General features: G+C 67.7%; 16 protein-coding genes and 1 pseudogene. 14 read left to right on the plus strand and 3 right to left on the minus strand.

The window, feature by feature from the left end; all coding sequences use genetic code 11:
• The 3 genes from BM133_RS23990 to BM133_RS24000 form a co-directional block, all read left to right on the plus strand.
• The coding region (locus BM133_RS23990; protein WP_093439411.1) for a CapA family protein at positions 1-4,209 on the plus strand (4,209 nt) is incomplete at its 5' end.
• The gene (locus tag BM133_RS23995) at positions 4,206-5,174 is read left to right on the plus strand and encodes an alpha/beta hydrolase family protein (protein WP_256219339.1); all 969 of its coding nucleotides are present in this window, start codon (positions 4,206-4,208) and stop codon (positions 5,172-5,174) included. The genes BM133_RS23990 and BM133_RS23995, both read left to right, overlap by 4 nt.
• The gene (locus tag BM133_RS24000) at positions 5,171-6,241 is read left to right on the plus strand and encodes an aldose epimerase family protein (RefSeq protein ID WP_093439414.1); all 1,071 of its coding nucleotides are present in this window, start codon (positions 5,171-5,173) and stop codon (positions 6,239-6,241) included. Before BM133_RS23995 ends, BM133_RS24000 begins: the two co-directional genes overlap by 4 nt.
• A gap of 96 nt (positions 6,242-6,337) precedes the next feature.
• Here BM133_RS24000 and BM133_RS24005 read toward each other — a convergent pair whose 3' ends face one another.
• A complete protein-coding gene (locus tag BM133_RS24005) occupies positions 6,338-7,258 on the minus strand; it encodes an SMP-30/gluconolactonase/LRE family protein (protein WP_093439417.1) in 921 nt (306 codons plus the stop codon).
• Positions 7,259-7,388: 130 nt separating this feature from the next.
• Here BM133_RS24005 and BM133_RS24010 point away from each other — a divergent pair, with 130 nt between their 5' ends.
• A complete protein-coding gene (locus tag BM133_RS24010) occupies positions 7,389-8,162 on the plus strand; it encodes an SDR family NAD(P)-dependent oxidoreductase (protein WP_093439420.1) in 774 nt (257 codons plus the stop codon).
• Between the two features lie 118 nt (positions 8,163-8,280).
• Here the strand turns inward: BM133_RS24010 and BM133_RS24015 are convergent, their stop codons facing one another.
• The gene (locus tag BM133_RS24015) at positions 8,281-9,240 is read right to left on the minus strand and encodes a LysR family transcriptional regulator (protein WP_093439423.1); all 960 of its coding nucleotides are present in this window, start codon (positions 9,238-9,240) and stop codon (positions 8,281-8,283) included.
• A gap of 141 nt (positions 9,241-9,381) precedes the next feature.
• Between BM133_RS24015 and BM133_RS24020 the strand changes: the two genes are divergently transcribed.
• The 10 genes from BM133_RS24020 to BM133_RS24065 all read left to right on the plus strand — a co-directional run bounded on the left by BM133_RS24020 (position 9,382) and on the right by BM133_RS24065 (position 22,015).
• On the plus strand, positions 9,382-10,836 hold the full coding sequence (locus BM133_RS24020; RefSeq protein WP_093439425.1) for an aldehyde dehydrogenase family protein: 1,455 nt from the start codon (positions 9,382-9,384) through the stop codon (positions 10,834-10,836).
• Between the two features lie 62 nt (positions 10,837-10,898).
• Entirely contained in the window at positions 10,899-11,864 is a 966-nt protein-coding gene (locus tag BM133_RS24025; RefSeq protein ID WP_093439428.1) for an ABC transporter substrate-binding protein, read from the plus strand.
• 15 nt (positions 11,865-11,879) lie between these two features.
• Positions 11,880-12,950 (plus strand): multiple monosaccharide ABC transporter substrate-binding protein, encoded by a 1,071-nt coding sequence (gene chvE, locus BM133_RS24030; RefSeq protein WP_093439430.1) that lies wholly within the window; start codon positions 11,880-11,882, stop codon positions 12,948-12,950.
• A 44-nt stretch (positions 12,951-12,994) separates the two neighbouring features.
• On the plus strand, positions 12,995-14,521 hold the full coding sequence (mmsA, locus tag BM133_RS24035; protein WP_093440358.1) for a multiple monosaccharide ABC transporter ATP-binding protein: 1,527 nt from the start codon (positions 12,995-12,997) through the stop codon (positions 14,519-14,521).
• Positions 14,508-15,722, plus strand: a complete 1,215-nt coding sequence (gene mmsB / locus BM133_RS24040) for a multiple monosaccharide ABC transporter permease (protein WP_093439434.1) — start codon at positions 14,508-14,510, stop codon at positions 15,720-15,722. Before mmsA ends, mmsB begins: the two co-directional genes overlap by 14 nt.
• Before the next feature lie 4 nt (positions 15,723-15,726).
• Positions 15,727-17,247 carry a sugar ABC transporter ATP-binding protein gene (locus BM133_RS24045; protein ID WP_093439437.1) on the plus strand — a complete coding sequence of 507 codons (1,521 nt, stop codon included), beginning with the start codon at positions 15,727-15,729 and terminating at the stop codon, positions 17,245-17,247.
• Positions 17,244-18,278, plus strand: coding sequence for an ABC transporter permease (locus BM133_RS24050; RefSeq protein WP_093439439.1), 1,035 nt, complete (start codon positions 17,244-17,246; stop codon positions 18,276-18,278). The genes BM133_RS24045 and BM133_RS24050 overlap by 4 nt, the downstream gene beginning before the upstream one ends.
• Positions 18,275-19,309 (plus strand): galactofuranose ABC transporter, permease protein YjfF, encoded by a 1,035-nt coding sequence (gene yjfF / locus BM133_RS24055; RefSeq protein ID WP_093439442.1) that lies wholly within the window; start codon positions 18,275-18,277, stop codon positions 19,307-19,309. Before BM133_RS24050 ends, yjfF begins: the two co-directional genes overlap by 4 nt.
• Positions 19,310-19,339: 30 nt before the next feature.
• Positions 19,340-21,088 carry an IlvD/Edd family dehydratase gene (locus BM133_RS24060; RefSeq protein ID WP_093439444.1) on the plus strand — a complete coding sequence of 583 codons (1,749 nt, stop codon included), beginning with the start codon at positions 19,340-19,342 and terminating at the stop codon, positions 21,086-21,088.
• Positions 21,089-21,097: 9 nt separating this feature from the next.
• The gene (locus BM133_RS24065; RefSeq protein WP_093439447.1) at positions 21,098-22,015 is read left to right on the plus strand and encodes a dihydrodipicolinate synthase family protein; all 918 of its coding nucleotides are present in this window, start codon (positions 21,098-21,100) and stop codon (positions 22,013-22,015) included.
• Between the two features lie 43 nt (positions 22,016-22,058).
• On the opposite strand, the pseudogene BM133_RS24070 reads toward BM133_RS24065, so the two are convergent.
• Positions 22,059-22,931 (minus strand): annotated as a pseudogene (locus tag BM133_RS24070) (LysR family transcriptional regulator); the annotation flags it as partial.
• Between the last annotated feature and the right edge of the window lie 30 nt (positions 22,932-22,961).

Genomic DNA, 22,961 nt, shown 5'->3' on the forward strand with positions numbered 1-22,961 from the left:
GATGCAGAGGGCGCCTGGCCGATCACCGCCGAAGGGCAGGCCGCGGGCTACCGCCGGCTGGACCACTGGAACGCGCGGCAGGTCCGCCAGCTGATCGATTCGGCGAGCGACTACCTGGCCGAACAGGTCAAGCCCACCGGCGAATTCCACTACGGCTGGTTTCCCTGCTTCGACCGCGCCATCCCCACCTACAACACCCTGCGCCACGCCAGCACCACCTACGCGATGCTGGAGGCCTGGGAGCTCACGCGCAGCGCCACGCAGAAGGCGGCCATCGACCGCTCGCTGGGCATCCTCACGCAGCGCCTGATCCGCCAGGTGCCGCTGCCCGACGGCACACAGGCGGCGCTGCTGGTGGACGTGGGCAACGAGGTCAAGCTCGGCGGCAATGCGGTCTGCCTGCTCGCGCTGGTGAAGTACACCGAGCTCACCGGCGACCGGCAGTACATGACCCTCATGGAGCAGCTCGCGCTCGGCATCCGCGCCATGCAGGACCAGAAGAGCGGGCGCTTCGTGCACGTGCTCAATTTCCCCAAGCTGGACATCAAGGATGCGTTCCGCGTCATCTACTACGACGGCGAGGCCGCCTTCGGGCTGATGCGCCTCTATGGGCTCACGCGCGACGAGCGCTGGCTCGCGGTGGTGGAAAAAGCCTTCGACCATTTCATCGCCGCCAGGCACTGGGAGGCGCACGACCACTGGCTGAGCTACTGCGTGAACGAGCTCACGCGCTACCGGCCCGAGACGCGCTACTACCGCTTCGGGCTGCAGAACGTGGCCGGTTACCTGGACTTCGTGCTGGAGCGCATCACCACCTTCCCGACGCTGCTGGAGTTGATGATGGCCGCGCGCGAGATGGTGCTGCGCATCGAGGCCGACCCGGCGCTGCGCCCGCTGCTGGAGGGCCTGGACCGCGAGAAGTTCGACCGCGCGCTGGAGCACCGCGCGCGGTATCTGGCCAACGGCCACTTCTGGCCCGAGCTGGCGATGTTCTTTCGCAACCCCGACCGCGTGGCCGGTTCGTTCTTCATCAAGCACCACAGCTTCAGGGTGCGCATCGACGACGTGGAGCACTACCTCTCGGGCTACGTGGCGTACCACCGGCTGCTGCGGAAGCGCGAGGCGCAGCAGGCGGAAGCCGGTGCCGCGGAAACGGCCGCCGCAGCGGGCCCGCGCGGCGTGGTCGCCTGGGGCGGTGACGTGAACCTGGGCCGGCGCCAGCACTACCGGGTGGCCGAGCTGGGCGGACCGCAGGCGATGCTGGGAAACATCGCCGCGCTGCGCGATGCGGACCTTCGCATCGCCAACCTCGAATGCGTGGTCGCGACCACCGGCGAGCAGGGCGCCGACAAGGACGAGACCGGTGCCTACTACTACCGCGCTCGCCCCGAGATGATCGACGTGCTGACCGCCGCGCGCATCGACCTGGTGAGCACCGCCAACAACCACAGCGGCGACTACGGCTCGCAGGCCCTGCTGGAACAGAAGACGCTGCTGGACGCCGCGGGCATCGGCTCGGCGGGCACCGGGCCCGACCTGGAGGCGGCGCTGCAACCGGTGATGGCCCGCGCCGGCGAGGTGCGCGTGGCGCTGTTCTCGCTCGATGCCACGCAGCCCAGGTTCGCGGCCACGGCCTGGCATCCGGGTGGCGCCTACCTGTCGCTGGCCGACCCCGCCGAATGGACCGCGACGCTCGCGCCGCGCATCGCGCGGGCACGCGCAGAGGCCGACGTGGTGCTGGTGGCGGTGCACTGGGGCGACAACCTGGAGACCGTGCCCTCGCGCGCCGAAATCGCCGTGGGCCACGCGATCGTCGATGCGGGCGCCGACGCCATCCTGGGCACCTCGGCGCACGTGCTGCAGGGCATCGAGATCTACCGCGGACGGCCGATCATCCACGACGCGGGCGACCTGCTGTTCGACGCGATGCGCGGCGATGAGTGGAACGCAGGCATCTTCTCGCTCACGCTCCATGCGCACGGCGTCGAGCGGGTTCAGTTCACGCCCATTCGCGTGGACTTCGGTTTCTCCGAACCCTACGAAGGCGATCGCGCCCGCGCCGCGAGCGAACACTTCGCCGCCCAATGCCACGCGCTGGGCACGCAGGTCTTTCCCACGCCGGAGGGCGGCTGCGTGCTGCACCTGGCGCCGCCCGTGCGGGAGGTGCTGCCGCAGCAGCCGCTGCAACCGGCGACGTCCGAAGCGGCGGCGGCTCGCCCCGCCTCGCCGCCCTTGCGCACCGCAAGGCCCGGCTGGGTCGTCGATGCCGTGCCCGCGGACGCGGCCATGGCGCCGTTGAAGATCGGCCCGCTGCGCCTGGTGGGCATGCGCTGCACGCCCAACCAGGTGTTCGGCCGCCAGCTGCTGTGGGTCGAGTCGTTCTGGACGGTCGATGCGCCGGTCGAGGCCGACCTGCGATTGCAGTTCCGCGCGCTGCCCGTGCGCAGCAAGACCATGCCGGCCTGGGGCGAGGGCATGGACCACGACCCCTGCGACTGGATGTGGCCGACCAGCCGCTGGACGCCCGGGCGCATCTACCGCGACCGCTACGGCCTTCGGCCGCCGCTCTCGCGCCAGATGGAGAGCGACGTGCTGCAGCTCGAAGTGCGCCTGCGCGGCGCACCCGAGCTGCCCGGGCCGCGGCGGCTTCCCGTGTGGTGCGGCCTGCGCATGCCCGGCGTGCCGGCGCCGCTGCCCGAGACCCGCGCGCCGGTGCTCTCGGTCAACCTGCCGGGCGCGAGCCGCGAACCCGGGCCGGTGTGGACGGCCGGGCAGCTCGCGCAGATCACCGGCGGCCAGTGGCTGGTGCCGCCGCCCGCGGGCTGGTCGGTGCAGTCGGTGGTGCGCCTTCCGATGCACCTGAAGGTGCGGCCGGGGCCGGCGCTGTTCGTCGCATCGGACTACCGCACGCTGGCCGCGCACGAGAACTTCAGCCGCGCGCCCGAAGAGTGGGACCAGCACGACGACCTGCAGCGCCTGCACACCCAGTGCGCGGGCGCGATCGTGCAGCACGCGGTCGAAGGATTGCCGCCGGACTTTCCGCTGCTGCAGGTGCCCGACCCGATCCGCGCGCTGCTCTCGCTCGGCGCGGCCGCGCGGGCGCGCTACAAGGGGCTGGTGGTGGGCGTCACCGGCACGGTGGGCAAGTCGTCCACCATCGCGATGGTGCGCGACCTGCTGCCGCCGGGCGCGCGCGTGCTCACCACGGTGGAGAACAACAACTCGCGCGTCGGCGTGCCCGGCGCCATGGCCAGCCTGGGCGCCGACGTGGACGTGTGCATCCTGGAGATGGCGCAGAGCGCGCTGTGGATGGACCGCGGACCGATCTCGCTGGAGGCGCGTCCGCACGTGGCGATCCTCACCGAGGTGGGCCTCTCGCAGACCACCAAGACCGACACGCTGGAGAAGACGGCCGAGTACAAGTCGCGCGCCTTCCTCGGGCTGGAGCCCGGCGGCATCGCCGTCGTGAGCGCGCACATTCCCTACATGGCGAAGGTGGTGAAGGCCGCGATGCGCACGGCCGCCAAGGTGTGGACCGTGGGCACCGGGCCGAACGACAACATCCGCCTGCTCGATGCGCGCCCCGAGTCCTCGGGCTGCCGCGTGCGGCTTTCGTTCAAGGGGCGAATCCACGAGTACCTGTTCCCGGTGGCCAGCATCGGGCTGGTGCGCAACTCGGCGCTGGCCTTCGCCGCGATCGTGGCGATGGGCTTCGACGCCGAGGAGGCCAGCGCGCGCATGCCCCACGTGCGGCTGCCCGCCTCGGTGATGCAGGTGGAGCCGCTGCGCACCCGCAGCGGCGCGCTGGTCACGCTGGTCGACGACAGCTGGAACGCCGAGGTCATGTCGATGCGCAACGCGATGAGCTTCGTGCGCAGCTACCGCGGCCCCGGCAACGCGCCGGTCGCACGCAAGGTCGGCGTGCTCGGGCGCATCGTCAACCTGGGCGAACAGGCCGAGGCGATGCACCGCGGGCTGGCCGAGCCGCTGCTGGCCTCGGGCATCGCGCATCTGGTGACGCACGGCGACGAGATGCGCTGGCTGCGCGAAGAAGTGCCGGTGAGCCTGCTCGGCCCGCATTTCGACGACGCGGCGGAACTGACCCTCTACCTGGGCGAGTACCTGCGCGACGGCGACCTGCTGCTGGTGAAGGGCGACCGCGACCGCTCGGACTTCGGCACCATTCCTTCGCTGTTGAAGAAGCTGTGACGGCCCGGTTTCTCATCCCCGTCCTGCGGTGGCACCGGCGCCTTGCGTTCGTGCTGCTCGCGCTGATGCAGGCCGCCTGCGCGCAGCGAGCTGGCGCGGACCTGCGCGCACCCGCAGTGGCCGCCGACGATGCGGTGCTGCACTGGAACCAGCCGGCCGTGCGCGCCAACTGCCCCGACCGCCGCGGCTACCTCTGGGTGCAGGCTGTCGAAGGCCCGGCGTGCATCCGTTATTTCGCGAGCGACGAGATCGATGGCGCGCGCGTGGCCATCGTGCAGTTCTCCGGCGACCGCGACAGCGTGATGGACCAGCCGCCCACGCGCATTCCCGGCAACACCGAGGCGCTGCGCACGCTCGATGCGCAGCGCAGCCGCGACCGCGCGGGCGTGCCGTGGATCTTCATGGCGCGGCCCGGCACCTACGGCTCGTCGGGCGACCACCGCAGGCGCCGCGAGCCCGTGGAGTTCCACGCGCTGGATGCGGCGCTCGATGCGCTCATGCAGCGCCACCAGTTGCAGCGCATCGTGATCCTGGGCCACAGCGGCGGCGCGACCGCGGGCGCCGCACTGCTCACGATGGGCCGCACGCGCGTGGCCTGCGCGGTGCTGACCTCCGGCGCCTACGGGCTGCTCGAACGGGCGCGCATGCTGGGCATGTCCAGGGACGGGCGCACCGACACCACGGGCAGCACGCAGTTCTACGATCCGCTGGACCATGTGAACGGCATCGTGCGCGACCCGGCGCGGCGCATCGTGCTGATCGGCAACCGCGACGACAGGAACACGCCCTTCGCCCTGCAGCAGCGCTTCGGCGATGCGGTGGCGAAGGCGGGGCACCGCATCGAGGTGAAGACCCATGCGGCCGAGCCACCCACCTACCACGACCTCACGGACCGCATCGGCCTGCACACCGCATCGAAGTGCGCGCTGGAAGCGTTGTTTCCGCCAACCTCTGGAGCCGAATGAGCAGCATCACTTCATGTGAATACGGCCGCATGCCCGATGGGCGCGCGGTGACCGAATACACCCTGGACAACGGGCGCGGCCTGCGCCTGTGTGCGATCAACCACGGCGGCATCGTCACCGCATTGCATGTGCCCGACCGGCACGGGCAGGGCGCGAACATCGTGTTGGGCCTGCCGTCGCTCGACGACTACCTGAAGCCGCATCCGCATTTCGGCACCATCGTCGGCCGCTATGCGAACCGCATCGCTGCGGGGCGCTTCACGCTCGATGGCGTCGCACATCAGGTGGGCTTGAACGACGGCGAGAATTCGCTGCACGGCGGGCCGAAGGGTTTCGGCACGCGCTTCTGGGAGATCGCGCCGGTGTCCGCGGAAGACGCGCGGGGCGACATCGCCATCGAGCTGCGCTACACGAGCGCCGATGGCGAAGAGGGCTACCCGGGAGAAGTGCAGCTCACGGTGCGCTACACGCTCTCGGCGACGCAGAACACATGGCGCATCGACTACCGCGCCGAGACCGACAAGCCGACGGTGCTGAACCTGAGCCACCACGACTACTTCAACCTCGCTGGCAGCGGCGATGTGATGGACCACCGGTTGACGCTGCCCGCGAGCCGCTTCTGCCCGGTCGATGCGCAGCTGATTCCGCTCGGCACGGCCGAGGTGGATGCGACGCCTTTCGATTTCCGCACGCCGGTGCGCATCGGCGAACGCATTCGCGCGGGGCACGAGCAACTGCTGCGCGCGCATGGCTACGACCACAACTGGATTCTCGACGGCGAGCGCAATGGCGATGGCCTCGCACTGGCGGCGCGCGTCGCGCACGAAGCCTCGGGCCGCGTGATGGAAGTGCACACCACCGAGCCCGGCGTGCAGTTCTATTCGGGCAACTTCCTCGACGGCAGCCTCATGGGGTCGCAGGGTGCGAGCCTGCGCCAGGGCGATGGCCTCTGCCTGGAGACGCAGCACTGCCCGGATTCGCCGAACCAGCCGGGCTTTCCGTCGACCGTGCTGCGGCCGGGCGAGGTGTTCGCGAGCACGACGGAACACCGCTTCAGCGTCGGCTGAGTACCCGCAAGAAGCTCAATGAACCCCCGTTCACGCGGAGCTTGTCGAAGCGCTGCGTGAGGCTTCGACAAGCTCAGCCCGAACGGTGGTCGGGGCTCAGCCAGCGAACAGGGCGGCGGGCACGCCGGGGCTGCCGATGCGTACCGCGAAGAGGCCGCCGGCCAGCGGCTCGTTCTTCAACTGTTCTTCGGTGCGGCCGTTGCGCGCGGTCGTGATGTAGAGCGTCTGCATGTCCGCGCCGCCGAACGCGCAGTCGGTGACGTTGCTCGCGGGCAGCGTGATGCGTGCGAGTTCCGCCGCGGTCACCGGGTCGTGGCAGGTGACGCAGGCGCCGTCCCAGTGCGCGATCCACAGGCGTCCGGCCGCGTCGGTGGTCATGCCGTCGGGCAAGCCGTCCGGCTTGGGGAAACGGTGCCACACGCGGCGGTTCGACACCGTGCCGGCTTCCATGTCGAAGTCGTAGGCGTACAGGTTGTTGAGCACCGTGTTGTTGAAGTACATGGTGCGGCCGTCGGCCGACCACGTGGGCCCGTTGGTCACCTCGAAGCCGTCGTCGTGCTTCGTGCAGTGGCCGTCGGCGTCGTAGCGGTAGAGCGCGCCGGTGGGAGCCTTGCAGTCGAAGTCCATGCTGCCGCCCCAGAAGCGGCCGCGGCTGTCGCACTTGCCGTCGTTGAAGCGGTTGTTCGTGCGTTCGGGTTCGGGCTGGTGCAGGTAGCGCGGCTGGGCGCCGGCGCCCGGCAGTTGCGTCGTGTCGAAGAGCGCGAAGCCGCGGCGCAGCGTGAGGACGAGGCCCGGCGCATTCGCGCGTTCGGAGATCGCGGTGATCTCCTCATCGAACTGCCAGGCCCGGCGCGCGCCGTCGGACGGGCGAAACCAGAACAGGCGCGGCGTGAGGATGTCGATCCAGTAGAGCGCTTGCTCGCGCTCTGACCAGAGCGTGCCCTCGCCGAGGTTCGCCTCGGCGGGCCAGATGCATTCGGGGGTGCCCTCGATCGAGGGTGCGGTGTAGCGGGTCATCGTTTTCCTTGTCATGTCTCCTTGACGCGGCGGATCGTATCAAGGCATATTGATAATTGAAATCAAACAATATGGAATAGATCGATATGCATTTTGCAATGTCACTTTTCCATCTCACTGGAGACCCTCCTTGAATTCCCCCCAACTCTCGATCCATCCGAGCCTGAAAGGCCGCACCGTGTTCGTCACCGGCGGCGGCAGCGGCATCGGGGCGGCCATCGTCGCCGCTTTCGCCGCGCAGGGCGCGCGGGTGGCCTTCGTCGACATCGCCGAAAGCGCCAGCGCCGCGCTCGCGCAGCAGATCGTCGCAGACGGCCACGACGCGCCGTGGTGGCGCGCCTGCGACGTGCGCGACATCGGCGCGCTGCAAGGCGCCATCGCCGATGCGGCCGCCGCGCTCGGCGACTTCGCGGTGCTGGTCAACAACGTGGCGAGCGACGACCGCCACACGCTCGAATCGGTCACGCCCGATTACTACGACAACCGCATGGCGATCAACGAGCGGCCGGCGCTGTTCGCGATTCAATCCGTGGTGCCCGGCATGAAGCGGCTGGGCTTCGGCTCGGTGGTCAACCTCGGCTCCACGGGCTGGCAGACGAAGGGCTCGGGCTATCCCTGCTATGCGATCGCGAAGTCGTCGGTGAACGGGCTCACGCGCGGGCTCGCGGTGGACCTGGGCAAGGATCGCATCCGCATCAACACGGTGTCGCCGGGCTGGGTGATGACCGAGCGGCAGGTGAAGCTCTGGCTCGACGAGGAGGGCGAGCAGGCGCTCAAGCGCAACCAGTGCCTGCCCGACAAATTGATGCCCGAGGACATCGCGCGCATGGTGCTGTTCCTCGCGTCCGACGACGCGAAGATGTGCACCGCGCAGGAGTTCACGGTGGACGCCGGCTGGACCTGAATAGGCGCTCCCCCAGGCTTCGCGCACTTCGTGTCGCTTCTCCAACCCCCTCGCCGGGGGCAATGCCAGCGGCCCGGCAAAGCCGGTGCCGCGGCATTCCGCTGAGACGCCCGTCAGGTCAGTCCATCTCCAGCTTGCGTCCGTAGACGCTCATGCTGGCGGTCTTGAGCGCCTTCATCATCACCCGCGCCGCGGGCGACAGCAGCCGGTCGGTGCGCGTGATGATGCCGAACTGGTCCATGTGGCAGGGCATGTCCAGCGGCAGCAGCGACACGATGCCGTGCGCCGCGTAGTAGCGCGCCACGTCGGTCGCGAGCACGGCGACCATGTCGCTCTGCTGCAGCATGCGGGTGATGAAGAGCAGGGCCGAGCTCTCGATCGTGTTGGTCGGCGGCGCGAGCCCCTCCTCCTGGAACATCAGCTCGAAGCGGTGGCGCAGCACGCTGCCCGCGGGCGGCACGATCCAGCCGGCGCCGACCACGTCGCGCAGCGTGAGGCCGCTCTCGCCGAGCATGGGGTGGCCCGGGCGCACCAGCGCGCACACCGGCTCCTCGCTCAGCGCCTCGTAGCGCAGCTGCGACTTGTCGTGCTCGGCGAAGAGCCGGGCCACGAGGATATCGAGCTTGCCCTGCTCGAGCCGTTCGATCAGCACCGGGCTCGTTTCGATTTCCAGTGACACGCGCAGGTCCGGCTGCTCGCGCTTGACCATCGCGACGGCCGGCGGCAGCAGCGCCAGCCCCGGCGCGGTGATGGCGCCCACGCTCACATGGCCGAAGCGCCCGGCCTTCAGCGCGGTGAGCTCGTCGTGCGCCTGGTTCAGGCTCGCGAGCGCCACGCGGGCGTGGCGGATCATCGTCTCGCCGTACCAGGTGGGCCGCATGCCGCGCGGCAGGCGGTCGAACAGCGGCACCTCCAGCACGTCTTCCAGGTCCTTGAGCAATTTCGACGCGGCGGGCTGCGTCATGTTGAGCACCTGCGCCGCGCGGTGGATGTTGCCTTCCTCGGCCAGCGCGACCAGCAAGAGCAGCTGCCGCGTCTTGAGCCGCGCGCGAATAAACCAGTGGTTGTAGTTGGTCATGGCCTGTGGGAACTAAGGGCTGATCGGGTTTTCCAGAATCCGGTGATCGATATGCATTTTGTCGAAAAAACGATTGGATCGATATCAATTCTGTTCCTAGACTCGCGGCAATTCAAACAAAGAGACAAGGTCGGCGCCTTCGTGATCCACGGCGAGATCCATCAGAACGTGCGGCAGTACATCAATGGCCGCTGGGAAACCAGCGCGACCACCGGTGTGAGTGCCAATCCGTCGGACACCAGCGAGGTGGTCGCCGAGTACGCACGCGCTGACCGCCGTCAGGCCGAGGCCGCCATCCGCGCGGCCACCGAGGCCTTCCCGCACTGGAGCCACAGCACCCCGCAGCGCCGCGCCGACGTGCTCGACCGCATCGGCGGCGAGCTGATCGCGCGCAAGGACGAGCTGGGCCTCCTGCTGGCGCGCGAGGAAGGCAAGACATTGCCCGAGGCCGTGGCCGAGACGGCGCGCGCGGGGCAGGTCTTCAAGTTCTTCGCGGGCGAGGCGCTGCGGGGTGGCGGCGCAGAGAACGTGGCGTCTGTGCGCGCCGGCGTGCAGGTCGACGTGACGCGCGAGCCGGTCGGCGTGGTCGGGCTCATCACGCCGTGGAACGCGCCCTTCGTGATTCCCGCCTGGAAGATCGCGCCCGCGCTGGCCCATGGCAACAGCGTGGTGTTCAAGCCGGCCGAGCTGGTGCCGGCCTGCGGCGGGGCGCTGGCCGAGATCATCAGCCGCGCCGGCCTGCCGGCGGGCGCCTTCAACCTCGTGATGGGCAGCGGCCGCGAAGTGGGTCAGGCGCTGGTCGACAGCGCGCTGGTCGATGCGCTGAGCTTCACCGGCTCGGCCGCCAACGGCGAGCGCGTGCTGCAGGCCGCGGCCACCCGCCGCGCCAAGGTGCAACTGGAGACCGGTGGCAAGAACGCGCTCGTGGTGCTGGCCGATGCCGACCTGGACCGCGCGGTCGATTGCGCGGTGCAGGGCGCGTACTTCTCCACGGGCCAGCGCTGCACGGCGTCGAGCCGGCTCATCGTCGAGGCCGCGGTGCACGACGCCTTCGTGGCCAAGCTGCGCCAGCGCCTGAAGATGCTGAAGATCGGCCACGCGCTGGAGCGCGGCATCGACATCGGCCCGGTGGCCAACGAGGAGCGCCTTGCGATGAACCTCGCGTGGGTCGACATCGCGCGCGAAGAAGGCGCCGAGCATGTGTGGGGCGGCGAAGCGCTGGAGCGCTCGACGCCCGGCCACTACATGAGCCCTGCGCTGTTCCTCGCGAAGCCCTCGCACCGCATCGCGCGCGAGGAGATCTTCGGGCCGCTGGCCTGCGTGCTGCGCGCCGACGACTACGACCAGGCGCTGGCGCTGTGCAACGACACGCCCTTCGGCCTGTGCGCGGGCATCTGCACCAACTCGCTCAAGCACGCGATGCATTTCAGGCGCCATGCCGTGGTCGGCATGACGATGGTCAATCTGCCGACCGCGGGGGTGGACTTCCACGTGCCCTTCGGCGGCCGCAAGGGGTCGGGCTACGGGCCGCGCGAACAAGGGCGCCACGCCGCGGAGTTCTACACGACGGTCAAGACCGGCTACATGCTGGCCTGACCGGACGGGGTTTCATCGCTTATCGACAACACAACCACAGACTCATCAAGAAGGAGACAGCCATGACCATGAATCGCCGCACCCTCAACATCGCGCTCGCCGCAGCGTCCCTGGGCAGCCTGCTGCCCGCTTCCGCGTTCGCGCAGAAGAAACTCGTGCTCGGCTTCGCCCAGGTGGGCGCCGAGAGCGAATGGCGCACCGCCAACACCGAGTCGATCAAGTCCTCGGCCAAGGAGGCGGGCATCGAGCTCAAGTTCTCCGACGCGCAGCAAAAGCAAGAGAACCAGATCAAGGCGATCCGCTCGTACATCGCGCAGAAGGTGGACGTGATCGCGTTCTCGCCGGTGGTCGAGTCGGGCTGGGAAACCGTGCTGCGCGAAGCCAAGGCCGCCAAGATCCCGGTGGTGCTGACCGACCGCTCGGTCAACACCAAGGACGACACGCTCTACGTGACCTTCATGGGCTCGGACTTCACCGAGGAAGGCCGCAAGGCCGGCCGCTGGCTCACCGAGAAGATGAAGGACCAGAAGGGCGAGGTGAACATCGTCGAGCTGCAGGGCACCGTGGGCTCGGCACCGGCCATCGACCGCAAGAAGGGCTTCGAGGAAATCATCAAGGCCGACCCGAAGTTCAAGATCATCCGCTCGCAGACCGGCGACTTCACGCGCGCCAAGGGCAAGGAAGTGATGGAAGCGTTCCTCAAGGCCGAGGGCAAGAAGATCAACGTGCTCTACGCGCACAACGACGACATGGCCATCGGCGCGATCCAGGCGATCGAAGAGGCGGGCCTGAAGCCCGCCAAGGACATCACCGTCATCTCGATCGATGGGGTGAAGGGCGCCTTCGAAGCCATGATCGCCGGCAAGCTGAACGTGTCGGTGGAATGCAGCCCGCTGCTCGGGCCGCAGCTCATGCAGGCGGTGAAAGACATCAAGGCCGGCAAGACGCTGCCCAAGCGCATCGTCACCGAAGAGGGCATCTTCCCGATGGAAGTCGCCGCCAAGGAATTCCCGAACCGCAAGTACTAAGAAGAGCACTCACACATGAAACGCAACTTCCTCAAGGCCTCGCTCGCGGGCCTCGCCTTCGCCGTCGTCGGCTTCACGCCGCTTGCCAACGCGCAGGACAAGGGCCTGATCGCCATCTCGATGCCCACCAAGTCGTCGGCGCGCTGGATCGCCGACGGCGCGAACATGGCCAAGTACTTCAAGGACAAGGGCTACAAGACCGACCTGCAGTACGCGGACGACGACATTCCGAACCAGCTCGCGCAGATCGAGAACATGGTGACCAAGGGATCGAAGGTACTGGTGATCGCCGCCATCGACGGCACCACGCTGTCCGACGTGCTGCAGAAGGCGGCCGACAAGGGTGTGAAGGTCATCGCGTACGACCGGCTGATCAAGGGCTCCAAGAACGTCGACTACTACGCCACCTTCGACAACTTCCAGGTCGGCGTGCTGCAGGCGCAATCGATCGAATCGGCGCTGGGCCTGAAGAGCGGCAAGGGCCCGTTCAACGTCGAACTCTTCGGCGGCTCGCCCGACGACAACAACGCCTTCTTCTTCTACAACGGCGCGATGTCGGTGCTCGATCCGTACATCAAGAGCGGCAAGCTGGTGGTGCGCAGCAAGCAGATGGGCATGGACAAGGTCGGCACGCTGCGCTGGGACGGCGCCGTGGCGCAGGCCCGCATGGACAACCTGCTGTCGGCCTACTACACGAAGGACCGCGTGGATGCGGTGCTGTCGCCCTACGACGGTCTTTCGATCGGCATCCTGTCGTCGCTCAAGGGCGTGGGCTACGGCTCGGGCTCGCAGGCCATGCCCATCGTGTCGGGCCAGGACGCCGAGGTGCCTTCGGTCAAGTCGATCCTGCGCAAGGAACAGACCTCCACCGTGTTCAAGGACACGCGCGAGCTGGCCAAGGTGACGGTGGCGATGGTCGACGCCATGCTCTCGGGCAAGACGCCCGAGGTGAATGACACCAAGACCTACAACAACGGCATCAAGGTCGTGCCCTCGTACCTGCTGAAGCCCGTGAGCGTGGACGCCTCGAACTGGAAGCAGGTGCTGGTGGACAGCGGCTACTACAAGGAAAGCCAGGTCAAGTGAACGAGGCGAGCACGGTGAGCGCAGACGAACGCACGATCCTCGAGATGCGCGGGATCACCAAGACGTTCCCCGGGGTGAAGGCCCTGAGCAACGTCAACCTCGCCGTGCGCGCGGGGGAGATCCACGCGGTCGTCGGCGAGAACGGCGCGGGCAAGTCCACGCTCATGAAGGTGCTGAGCGGCGTGTACCCGTGCGATTCGTACACCGGCGAGATCCATTTCGAGGGCGAGCTGCGCCGCTTCAAGGGCATTGCCGACAGCGAGAAGCTGGGCATCATCATCATCCACCAGGAGCTCGCGCTGGTGCCGCTGCTCTCGATTGCCGAGAACCTGTTTCTCGGCAACGAGATCGCCACCGGCGGCGTGATCGACTGGTTCGCCGCCTATGCAAAGACGCGCGAGCTGCTCGCGAAAGTGGGCCTGAAGGAACTGCCCACGACGCTGGTGACCGACCTGGGCGTCGGCAAGCAGCAGCTGGTGGAGATCGCCAAGGCGCTCGCGAAAGAGGTGAAGCTCCTGATCCTCGACGAGCCCACCGCCAGCCTGAACGAGAACGACAGCGATGCGCTGCTGATGCTTTTGCTCGAACTCAAGCGCCAAGGCATCGCGTCGATCCTCATCTCGCACAAGCTCAACGAGATCGCCAAGGTGGCCGACTCGATCACCGTGCTGCGCGATGGCGCGACGGTGGAGACCATCGATTGCCGCAGCGACCCGATCAGCGAGGACCGCATCATCCGCGGCATGGTGGGCCGCGACATGGAACACCGCTACCCGCAGCGCTCGCCGAAGATCGGCGAAACGGTGCTGGAGGTGCGCGACTGGCGCGTGCACCACGCGCTGCACGCCGACCGCGAGCAGATCAAGGGCGTGAACCTGCACGTGCGCCAGGGCGAGATCGTCGGCATCGCGGGCCTCATGGGCGCGGGCCGCACCGAACTGGCGATGAGCGTGTTCGGCAAGTCCTACGGCCAGCGCATCAGCGGCTCGGTGCTCATGCACGGCAAGCCGGTGGACGTGAGCACGGTGCGCAAGGCCATCGACCACGGCATCGCCTACGTCACCGAAGACCGCAAGGGCCTCGGGCTGGTGCTGGAGGAGGGCATCCGCAAGAACATCAGCCTTGCGAACCTCGATGCGATTTCCGAGCGCTCGGTGATCGACGACGGCCGCGAGTTCAAGGTGGCCAACGACTACAGGAAGGCACTGAACATCCGCTGCTCGGGCGTCGAGCAGCTGGTGGTCAATCTGTCGGGCGGCAACCAGCAGAAGGTGGTGCTGAGCAAGTGGCTCTTCACCAAGCCCGAACTGCTGATCCTGGACGAACCCACGCGCGGCATCGACGTGGGCGCCAAGTACGAGATCTACACCATCATCGACCAGCTCGCGAGCGAGGGCAAAGGCATTCTCATGATTTCTTCCGAACTGCCGGAGTTGCTCGGCATGTGCGACCGCATCTATGTGATGAACGAGGGGCGCTTCGTGGCCGAGTTCACGGCGGCCGAGGCTTCGCAGGAGCGCATCATGCATGCGATCGTCAGTGCGGGGAGTTCCGTCCATGTCGCAGCCTGAAGCCAACGCGGTGCAGGGCGCCGCACCCGCGACCCCGGTCGCTGCGAAGCTCCACGTGGGCTTCCTGAAGAACAACCTGCGCGAATACGGCATGCTGATCTCGCTGGTCGCGATCATGGTGCTGTTCCAGGTGCTGACCGACGGCACGCTCCTGCGGCCGCTGAACCTCACCAACCTGCTGCTGCAGAACAGCTATGTCGTCATCATGGCGCTGGGCATGCTGCTGGTGATCGTGGCGGGGCACATCGACCTGTCGGTGGGCTCGGTGTGCGGCTTCATCGGCGCGCTCGCGGCGGTGCTGATGGTGGAGTACGAATGGCATTTCGTGCCGACGGCCATCGTGAGCATCGCGGCCGGTGCGGTGATCGGCGCCGCGCAGGGCTGGTTCGTCGCGTTCCGCAAGATCCCGTCGTTCATCGTCACGCTCGCGGGCATGCTGGTGTTCAAGGGGCTCACGCTGGCGCTGCTGGCCGGGCAGTCGGTGGGGCCGTTTCCGGTGGAGTTCCAGCGCTTGAGTTCGGGCTTCATTCCCGATCCGCTGGGCGGCGACACCTTGCGCACCACCTCGCTGGTCGTGGGCGTGCTCGCGGCCGCGGCGCTGGTGTTCTTCAAGCTGCGCGGCCGCGCCAAGCTCAAGGCGCACGGCATGGAGCAGGAGCCCTATGCCTTCTTCCTCGTGAAGAACCTGTTCTTCGCAGCGATCATTCTTTTCTTCAGCTACCTGCTCTCCACCTACAAGGGCCTGCCCAACGTGCTGGTGGTGATGGCGGTGCTGATCGTGGTGTACGACTTCGTCACCAACCGCACCACCATCGGCCGGCGCATCTATGCGCTGGGCGGCAACGAGAAGGCGGCGCGGCTGTCGGGCGTGAAGACGCAGCGCCTGGCGTTCCTCACCTTCGTGAACATGGGCGCGCTGGCCGCATTGGCGGGCCTCGTGTTCGCGGCGCGCCTGAACACGGCCACGCCCAAGGCCGGTCTGGGTTTCGAGCTCGACGTGATCGCGGCCTGCTTCATCGGCGGCGCCTCGGCCTCGGGCGGCGTGGGCCGGGTGATGGGCGCGGTGATCGGCGCCTTCATCATGGGCGTGATGAACAACGGCATGTCGATCCTGGGCATCGGCATCGACTACCAGCAGGTCATCAAGGGACTGGTACTGCTGGCGGCGGTGTTCATCGACGTCTACAACAAGAACAAGTGAACGCATGACCGGCAGCACCGCCACCCCCGTGCTGGAACTGCGGGGCATCCACAAGCAGTTCGGCGGCATCTCCGTGCTGAACGACGTGCAGCTGAAGCTCTACCCCGGCGAGATCCACGCGCTGATGGGGCAGAACGGCGCGGGCAAGTCCACGCTGATCAAGGTGCTGACGGGCGTGCTGCCTTCGAGCGGCGGCGAGATGTTTCTCGATGGGCGGGCCATCCGGCCCGGCTCGCCGCTGGAGGCGCAGAAGCTGGGCATCAGCACGGTCTACCAGGAAGTGAACCTGTGCCCGAACCTTTCGGTGGCGGAGAACGTGTTCGCGGGGCGCTATCCGCGCTGCGGCGCGATGCAGGGCTTTCGCATCGACTGGGCGGCGGTGAACCGCCGGGCGGAGGAATTGCTCGCGCGCATCGGGCTGGACATCGACGTGACGCGCTTGCTGTCGAGCTACTCGGTCGCGGTGCAGCAGATGGTGGCGATCGCACGTGCGCTCGGCGTGTCCTCGAAGGTGCTGATCCTCGACGAGCCGACATCGAGCCTGGACGACGACGAAGTCGAGAAGCTGTTCGAGGTGCTTCGACGATTGCGCGGCGAAGGGCTCGCGATCGTCTTCGTGACGCACTTTCTCAACCAGATGTACGCGGTGTCGGACCGCATCACGGTTTTGCGCAACGGCAACTGGGTGGGCGAATGGAAGGCTTCGGACCTCGGCCCGCAGGCGTTGATCGCCGCGATGCTGGGGCGCGAGCTGGCGGCGCAATCTGCGCGACCTGCCGCGCTTCCCGCATTCGATGAATCCGCGTCCGCCCTGCTGCAGACCGAAGGGCTGGGGCAAGCGGGACAGTTGCAGGCGACCGATCTGCGCGTGCGTGCCGGCGAAGTCGTCGGCATCGCGGGGCTGCTCGGCGCGGGGCGCACCGAGCTTGCGCGCCTGTTGTTCGGTCTCGAATCGCCCGACCGTGGCGTGCTGAAGATCGACGGCCGCTCGGTCAGCTTTTCGAATCCGGCCGATGCGATCCGCGAAGGCTTGGCGCTGTGCCCTGAAGAGCGCAAGACAGACGGCATCGTGGCTGAGTTGTCCGTGCGCGAGAACATCGCGTTGGCATTGCAGGCCCGCCTGGGCACGCGGAAATTTCTGTCGCACGCCGAGCAGACCGCGATGGCCGAGCGCTTTGTCGCGTCGCTGGGCATCAAGACAGCGAGCGTCGAAACCCCCATCGGCCTGCTCTCGGGCGGCAACCAGCAGAAGGCCATGATCGCGCGCTGGCTCGCAACCGAGCCGCGCCTCCTGATCCTGGACGAGCCCACGCGCGGCATCGACGTCGCGGCCAAGCAGGAAATCATGGAAGAGATCCTCCGGCTCGCGCGTGCGGGCATGGCGGTGATCTTCATCTCGTCGGAGATGAGCGAGGTGGTGCGCGTCGCGCATCGCATCGTGGTCTTGCGCGACCGGCAGAAAGTGGGCGAACTGCCGGGCGGTTCGACTGAGGACGAGGTCTACGAAATGATTGCCGCCGCATGAACCGCCTCTCCTCCCTCATGAGCCACCGCCTCGCCTGGCCCATCGTCACATTGCTTTTGCTGCTCGCGATCAACACCGCGTTCAACGGGAGCTTCCTGCACCTCGAATGGCGCGAAGGCCATCTCTACGGCAGCCTGATCGACATCCTGAACCGCGCCGCGCCGCTCGTGCTGGTCTCGCTGGGCATGACGCTGGTGATCGCCACGCGCGGCATCGACATCTCGGTGGGTGCGGTGGTGGCCATCGCGGCGTCGGTTGCGGCCTGGATGATCGGCGGCTCGGTCTCCAGCGACGTGAGCCGCTTCCCGATGCCGCTCGCGATCCTCGCGGCCATCGGCGCCGCGCTGCTGTGCGGCCTCTGGAACGGCCTCCTGGTCGCGAAGGTCGGCATGCAGCCGATCATCGCGACGCTGATCCTCATGGTGGCGGGGCGTGGCATCGCGCAACTGGTTGCGGACGGGCAGATCATCACGATCTACTACAAGCCCTTCTTCTTCCTGGGCAGCGGCTACCTGATGGGCCTTCCGTTCTCGCTGTTCATCGTGGCGGCGGTGTTCGTGCTGCTGTATCTCGCGATCACGCGCACGGCGCTCGGGCTCTTCATCCAGGCGGTGGGCATCAACCCGACGGCGGCGCGCGTGGCGGGCATCCAGGCGCGGCGGCTGGTCGTCGGCGCGTATGCGTTCTGCGGCGTATGCGCCGGCGTGGCGGGCCTCCTGATCAGCTCGAACGTGAAGAGCGCGGACGGCAACAACGCCGGCCAATTGCTGGAGCTCGATGCGATCCTCGCGGTCACGCTCGGCGGCACGGCACTGACCGGCGGGCGCTTCAGCCTCATGGGCAGCGTGATCGGCGCGCTGATCATCCAGACGCTGACCTATGCGATCTACTCGCTGGGCGTGCCGCCCGAGATCAACCTCGTGGTGAAGGCGGTGGTGGTGTTCGTGGTGATGCTGCTGCAGTCGCCGGAGTTCAGGGCCCAGGTGCGGTCGCTCGTTCAGCGGCCAGCGCATGAAGGGGGACGGGCATGAGCGCGGTGATCGAGACGGCCGCAGCACCTTCATCCCAACCCGCTCCCGCGCGCGGGAGAGCGGGCAAGAGGGGGCTCAATCCGAAGTACCTGCCTTTGACGGCAACCATCTCGCTGTTCGTGCTGATGGCGACGCTGGGCTCGGTGTTCTACGACGGGTTCTTCTCGGCGCAGGTGTTTCTCAACCTGCTGATCGACAACGCCTTCCTGATCGTCGTCGCGGTCGGCATGACCTTCGTGATTCTTTCGGGCGGCATCGATCTCTCGGTGGGCTCGGTGATCGCGCTCACGACGATGGTTTCGGCTTCGCTGGTCGAGAAGCACGGGTGGAGCCCGGCGATCGTGATTCCGCTGGTGCTGGCGATGGGCACCGCGTTCGGCGCATTCATGGGCCTGCTCATCGAGCGCTTCCGGCTGCAGCCTTTCATCGTCACGCTCGCGGGCATGTTCCTCGCGCGCGGGCTCTGCTACCTCATCAGCATCGACTCGATCAGCATCACCAACGGGTTCTATTCGGAGGTCTCGCAGATCCGCATTCCGGTCTGGGGCGAGGCCTCGGTCTCGATCAGCGCGGTGATCGCCATCGTGGTGCTGCTGGCCGCGGTGTTCATCGCGCACTGCACGCCCTTCGGCCGCGCGGTGTATGCCATCGGCGGCAGCGAGCATTCGGCGATGCTGATGGGCCTGCCGGTGCGGCGCACGCTCGTGGGCGTGTACACGCTCTCGGGCTTCTGCTCGGCGCTGGCGGGCGTGATCTTCACCTTCTACATGCTCTCGGGCTACGGCCTGCATGCGCTCGGGCTGGAGCTCGATGCCATCGCGGCGGTGGTGATCGGCGGCACGCTGCTCACCGGCGGCGTGGGCTACGTGGCGGGCACGCTCTTCGGCGTGCTGATGCTCGGGATCATCCAGACGCTGATCTCCTTCGACGGCACGCTGAGCTCGTGGTGGACGCGCATCGTCGTGGGCGCGCTGCTCTTCGTGTTCTGCCTGCTGCAACGCTTTTTCACCTCGCGCGCGCCACGCCGCTGACTTTCTCCTTTTCTCTCAGGACACTCTCGCATGCCGGACACCCCTCCGAAGAAACTGCGCTCGACCGAATGGTTCGGCTCGGCCGACAAGAACGGTTTCATGTACCGCAGCTGGATGAAGAACCAGGGCATTCCGGACCACGAATTCGACGGGCGGCCGATCGTGGGCATCTGCAACACCTGGTCGGAGCTCACGCCCTGCAACGCGCACTTCCGCAAGATCGCGGAGCACGTGAAGCGCGGCATCTCGGAGGCGGGTGGTTTCCCGGTCGAGTTCCCGGTGTTCTCGAATGGCGAGTCGAACCTGCGTCCGACCGCGATGCTCACGCGCAACCTCGCGAGCATGGACGTGGAGGAGGCGATCCGCGGCAACCCGGTCGATGCGGTGGTGCTGCTCACGGGCTGCGACAAGACCACGCCGGCGCTCCTGATGGGCGCGGCGAGCTGCGACATCCCGGCCATTGTGGTGACGGGCGGGCCGATGCTCAACGGCAAGCTCGACGGCAAGGACATCGGCTCGGGCACCGCCGTGTGGCAGCTGCACGAATCGCTGAAGGCGGGCGAGATCAACCTGCACCAGTTCCTCTCGGCCGAGGGTGGCATGTCGCGCTCGGCGGGCACCTGCAACACGATGGGCACGGCCTCCACGATGGCCTGCATGGCCGAGGCGCTGGGCACTTCGCTGCCGCACAACGCGGCGATTCCGGCGGTCGATGCGCGGCGCTATGTGCTCGCGCAGATGTCGGGCATGCGCGCGGTGCAGATGGCCAGGGAAGGGCTCACGCTCTCGAAGATCCTCACGCGCGAGGCGTTCGAGAATGCGATCCGCGTGAACGCGGCGATCGGCGGATCGACCAATGCGGTGATCCACCTGAAGGCGATTGCGGGGCGCATCGGCGTCGATCTCGAACTGGAAGACTGGACGCGCATCGGCAGCCACACGCCGACCATCGTGGACCTGATGCCCTCGGGGCGTTTCCTCATGGAAGAGTTCTATTACGCGGGTGGCCTGCCCGCCGTGCTGCGACGCCTCGGCGAGAACGGCTTGCTGCCGCATCCGGGTGCGCTCACGGTCAATGGTCATTCGATCTGGGACAACGTGCGCGAGGCGCCGAGCCTGAACGACGAGGTGATCCGTCCGCTCGACAACCCGCTGATCGCCGACGGCGGCATCCGCATCCTGCGCGGCAATCTCTCGCCGCGCGGCGCGGTGCTGAAGCCCTCTGCGGCATCGCCCGAGTTGCTCAAGCACCGCGGCCGCGCCGTGGTGTTCGAGAACCTGGAGCACTACAAGGAGCGCATCGTCGACGAGTCGCTGGACATCGATGCCAGCTCGGTGATGGTGCTGAAGAACTGTGGCCCCAAGGGCTATCCCGGCATGGCCGAGGTGGGCAACATGGGGCTGCCTCCGAAGCTCCTGCGCCAGGGCGTGAAGGACATGGTGCGCATCTCGGACGCGCGCATGAGCGGCACGGCGTATGGCACGGTGGTGTTGCACGTTGCGCCCGAAGCCGCCGACGGCGGGCCGCTGGCAGCGGTGCGCGATGGCGACTGGATCGAACTCGATTGCGATGCGGGGCGCTTGCACCTCGACATCAGCGACGAAGAACTCGCATCGCGACTGGCCTCGTTGACGAGCACCGACGCGCAGCCGATGAGCACGCGCGGCGGCGGCTACCAGAAGCTCTACGTCAACCATGTGCTGCAGGCCGACGAAGGCTGCGACTTCGACTTTCTGGTGGGCTGCAGAGGCTCCGCCGTTCCCCGCCATTCACACTGATCACACACCATGACCCCCAGATACCGCGGCATCTTCCCGGTGGTGCCGACCACCTTCACCGAGCAGGGCGCGCTCGACCTGGAGAGCCAGAAGCGCTGCGTCGATTTCATGATCGACGCGGGCTCCGATGGCCTGTGCATCCTCGCGAATTTCTCGGAGCAGTTCGTGCTGTCCGACGAGGAACGCGAAGTGCTCACACGCACGATGCTGGAGCACGTGAAGGGCCGCGTGCCGGTGATCGTGACCACCACGCACTACAGCACCAAGGTGTGCGCCGAGCGCAGCCGCCGCGCGCAGGACATGGGCGCCGCGATGCTGATGGTGATGCCGCCGTACCACGGCGCGACCTTCCGCGTGCCCGAGCCGCAGATCTACGAGTTCTATGCAGGGCTCTCGGATGCGGTGGGCATTCCGATCATGGTCCAGGATGCGCCCGCGAGCGGCACGGTGCTGTCGGCGCCGTTCCTCGCGCGCATGGCCAAGGAGATCGAGCACGTCGCGTATTTCAAGATCGAGACCGCCGGTGCGGCCGCGAAGCTGCGCGAGCTGATCCGCCTGGGCGGCGACGCCATCGAAGGCCCGTGGGACGGCGAGGAGGCCATCACGCTCATGCCCGATCTCGACGCCGGCGCGACCGGTTCGATGACCGGCGGCGGCTACCCGGACGGCATTCGCCCGATCATCGAAGCGCACCGCGCGGGCGATCGCGACAAGGCCTTCGCGTTGTACCAGCAGTGGCTGCCGCTCATCAATTACGAGAACCGGCAGGCGGGGCTCCTGGCCTGCAAGTCGCTCATGAAGGAGGGCGGCGTGATCGCTTGCGAGGCGCCGCGGCACCCGCTGCCGGCGATGCACCCCGCGACGCGCGCCGGGCTGATCGAGACGGCGAAGCGGCTCGATCCGCTGGTGCTGCGCTGGGGGCGATAGCCAGTTCGCTGTCCTCCACGAAGTAGGGTGCGAGGAGTTCGGTGAGCCAGTTCATCACGGCGAGCACGCGCGGCGCGAGCTGGCGCCGGTTGACGTACACCAGCGACACCGGCATCGGGCGCGCGCCGAACGCCGGCATCACCTGCACGAGCGAGCCTTCCGCAAAGCAGGGCGCGAGGCCGCCGATCGGCGCCTGGATCAGCCCGAGGCCCGCGACCGCCGCAGTGTTGTAGGCGTCGGTGCCGTTCACGGTGACGATGGAGCGCATCGCCTGCATCCGGTAGCGGCCCTGGGCCGCGTCCAGGTATTCCCAACCCGCGTCGTTCGGCGAGAGGGTCTGCGCGAAGTGCACGATGCGGTGCTGCGCGAGGTCGGCCAGCGTGTGGGGCGTGCCATGTGCCTGCAGGTAGGCCGGGCTTGCGGCATTGGCCATCCGCATGAAACCGAGCGGCCGCGCGACGAGTTCGGAGTCGCCCAGCACGCCCACGCGCAGCACGCAGTCGAAGCCCTCGTTCACCAGGTCGACGCGGCGGTCGGTGGTGCTGATGCCGATCTCCAGCGCGGGATGCCGCGCAAGGAATTCGGGCAGGCGCGGAATGACGAGGTCGCGCGCCACGGTGGCTGGCAGGTCGATGCGCAGGCGCCCCGTGAGGCCGCCGGTGTTCGAGCGGAACATGGTGGCCAGCTGCTCGCCTTCGGCCAGGTAGTCCTTGCAGCGGTCGAGAAAGCGCGCGCCGTCTTCCGTGAGACGCACGCTGCGCGTGGTGCGCTGCAGGAGCCGCGTGCCCAGGCGCTCTTCGAGTTGCTGCACGGCCACCGAGACGCGCGCGCGGGTCAGGCCGAGCTGGTCCGCGGCGCGGCTGAAGCTCGCGAGCTCGGCGACCTTGGAGAAGATGCGCAGTTCGTCGGTGATCATGGCGGCCGATTGTTTCTTTTCCGGATAACA

This window comes from Variovorax sp. 770b2, from assembly GCF_900115685.1.
Classification (GTDB): domain Bacteria; phylum Pseudomonadota; class Gammaproteobacteria; order Burkholderiales; family Burkholderiaceae_C; genus Variovorax.

Coding starts and splice junctions, on each gene's coding strand:
- BM133_RS24045 (WP_093439437.1), top strand. CDS start 15,727: ATGACCGGCAGCACCGCCACCCCCGTGCTGGAACTGCGGGGCATCCAC.
- BM133_RS24000 (WP_093439414.1), top strand. CDS start 5,171: ATGAGCAGCATCACTTCATGTGAATACGGCCGCATGCCCGATGGGCGC.
- mmsA (WP_093440358.1), top strand. CDS start 12,995: ATGCGCGGGATCACCAAGACGTTCCCCGGGGTGAAGGCCCTGAGCAAC.
- BM133_RS24060 (WP_093439444.1), top strand. CDS start 19,340: ATGCCGGACACCCCTCCGAAGAAACTGCGCTCGACCGAATGGTTCGGC.
- chvE (WP_093439430.1), top strand. CDS start 11,880: ATGAAACGCAACTTCCTCAAGGCCTCGCTCGCGGGCCTCGCCTTCGCC.
- BM133_RS24025 (WP_093439428.1), top strand. CDS start 10,899: ATGACCATGAATCGCCGCACCCTCAACATCGCGCTCGCCGCAGCGTCC.
- BM133_RS24015 (WP_093439423.1), bottom strand. CDS start 9,240: ATGACCAACTACAACCACTGGTTTATTCGCGCGCGGCTCAAGACGCGG.
- yjfF (WP_093439442.1), top strand. CDS start 18,275: ATGAGCGCGGTGATCGAGACGGCCGCAGCACCTTCATCCCAACCCGCT.
- BM133_RS24005 (WP_093439417.1), bottom strand. CDS start 7,258: ATGACCCGCTACACCGCACCCTCGATCGAGGGCACCCCCGAATGCATC.
- BM133_RS24050 (WP_093439439.1), top strand. CDS start 17,244: ATGAACCGCCTCTCCTCCCTCATGAGCCACCGCCTCGCCTGGCCCATC.
- mmsB (WP_093439434.1), top strand. CDS start 14,508: ATGTCGCAGCCTGAAGCCAACGCGGTGCAGGGCGCCGCACCCGCGACC.
- BM133_RS24065 (WP_093439447.1), top strand. CDS start 21,098: ATGACCCCCAGATACCGCGGCATCTTCCCGGTGGTGCCGACCACCTTC.